The organism is Streptomyces sp. NPDC051104 (genome assembly GCF_040682835.1).
GTDB lineage: Bacteria > Actinomycetota > Actinomycetes > Streptomycetales > Streptomycetaceae > Streptomyces > Streptomyces cynarae.
This window is the reverse complement of sequence record NZ_JBFBBS010000131.1, coordinates 1-1,745: the sequence shown is the minus strand read 5'-3', so window position 1 is coordinate 1,745 and position 1,745 is coordinate 1. Positions and strand designations below refer to the sequence as shown.

Here is a 1,745-nt window from a genome sequence, read left to right as displayed (position 1 = left end):
TGACCTGCAATGCCGGTGAGTTAGGGCATCAGTGCAGGTCAGATGGGGTGCTTGGTGACTCTCAGTGTGTAGTGGACGTTACTGGGAGTGCGGGGCTGGTCCCGTTTTCTGACCTCGAAGGTGTTCTTGGACGGCTTCTTGACCCGTTGGCACTGCCGGTTGCGCCGGGCTGGGAGGAGAGCGGCCAGGAGCTCAGTCACGGCCTCGCGGCGTGCGGTGCCCAGTGCGGTCACGTTGGCTGCGGCCTGGGCGGCGACGGCTAACCGGGCGAGCTGCACGGTGACGGTGAAAGAGATCCGGTCGGGATCGATCCCGCCGTGTTCTGCGGCGTGCATCTGCAGTGCGCACAGTGCCTGGTAGACGGTGAGGAGGGCGTAAATCTCCTGGCAGATGAGCTCGGGCGCCTTGGAGCGCAGGATGAATCCGGCGCCGCGCAGGCGGTTCTTCAGTTCCGCGAACCCGTTTTCGATCTCCCACCGCTGGTGATATGCCGTCGCCAGCTGGTGGGCTGGGGCGAGGCGGTGATCCAGGAGGCTGGTGACCAGCCGGAATGCCTCGGTGCGAGGTAGGCCGGCGTGCGGGCGGATGGTCACGGTGTACTCGACGATCCGCACCAGATGCCCCTGGGGCGGCTCGGGGAGGGTGCGTCCGGCCGCGCGGGCCTGACCGTGGCGGACGTTCTCCGCGGGCGTGCGCATGATGGACAGGTAGGACCCGTCGGGCAGTACCCGCAGTGGCACGAAGACGAGACTCTTCTTGATCCGCCAGGCCAGGTGGGCGCCGGTGGCCCGGGCCAGGCCCCACAGCTGGTGTCCGGCGAAGTTGCGGTCGGCCAGCAGCAGCATGTCCGGTCGAAGGGAGGCCAGCAGCCGACGGGCGAGCTTGTGCTCGCTGAACCTGGCCACGGCGTCGAAGGCCGCATCGAGCAGGGCGTGGGTGCCGCACTCGGTCAGCGCCATCAGGCGGACCTGCGGGTGTCCGCTCTGGTTGACACTGCCTTTGCCGGTGAAGCCGAACTCAGCGGCGTTTGCCGGGGTATCGGGCACGTCCAGCGCGGTGCCGTCCCAGGCAACCAGCCGCAGCCCGAAGGCGAACGCGCCCGCAGTGGCGGGCGTGGCCAGCGGGCCGCTCCGCCGTTCGAACAGTGCCTGAAGCGGTTTGTCGCCCAGCCGCTGCCGGGCCCGGGTCAGGGCCGAACTGGTGGGCAGGCGCTGCGCGCACAGGCCCGGCAGGTGTCGCAGCTTCTCGGTCAGTGTGCGCAGGACCGACCGGTATCCCGGCGGTCCGGCACTGTCGGAGCTGCTGAACAGGCACAACGCCAGGACGAAGTAGACCACCGCACGGGCTGGCAACAGCCGGCGGCGACGCTCGCCGCAGCCGGTCAACTCCACTACCTCGTCCACCAGTTCAGCACTGATCTCTTCGGTCAACACGCCGAGGCGGACATGCTCACCAAAGCGCTGGTCCGGCGGCGGTACCAGCCCGTTTAACGGGATTTGGCGGTCCTCGGCAATGACAGACGGCGGGCGGGCGATGGCGCACTGAGCACCCAACGGAGTTCCCTTGCAGACAGTCGGATCTTGGTCGATCTTCTGTCCTACCGGGAGCTCCGTTGCTGTGTCCCGGCCTCTGCTAGCACATCACCAGAAGTGACGAACTACACAACGTTACCAGGGGATATTTCTACCCCAACCCGGAACCGGCGAGCGTCTGACCTGCACCGACGTGCTAACTCACCGGCATTG

1 protein-coding gene is annotated in these 1,745 nt (G+C 67.3%); it reads right to left on the bottom strand.

Translation table 11 applies throughout. From position 1 onward, the window contains the following. Positions 1-38: 38 nt before the first annotated feature. On the bottom strand, positions 39-1,433 hold the full coding sequence (locus AB0N14_RS40040) for an IS4 family transposase (RefSeq protein WP_366030597.1): 1,395 nt from the start codon (positions 1,431-1,433) through the stop codon (positions 39-41). Positions 1,434-1,745 lie beyond the last annotated feature (312 nt).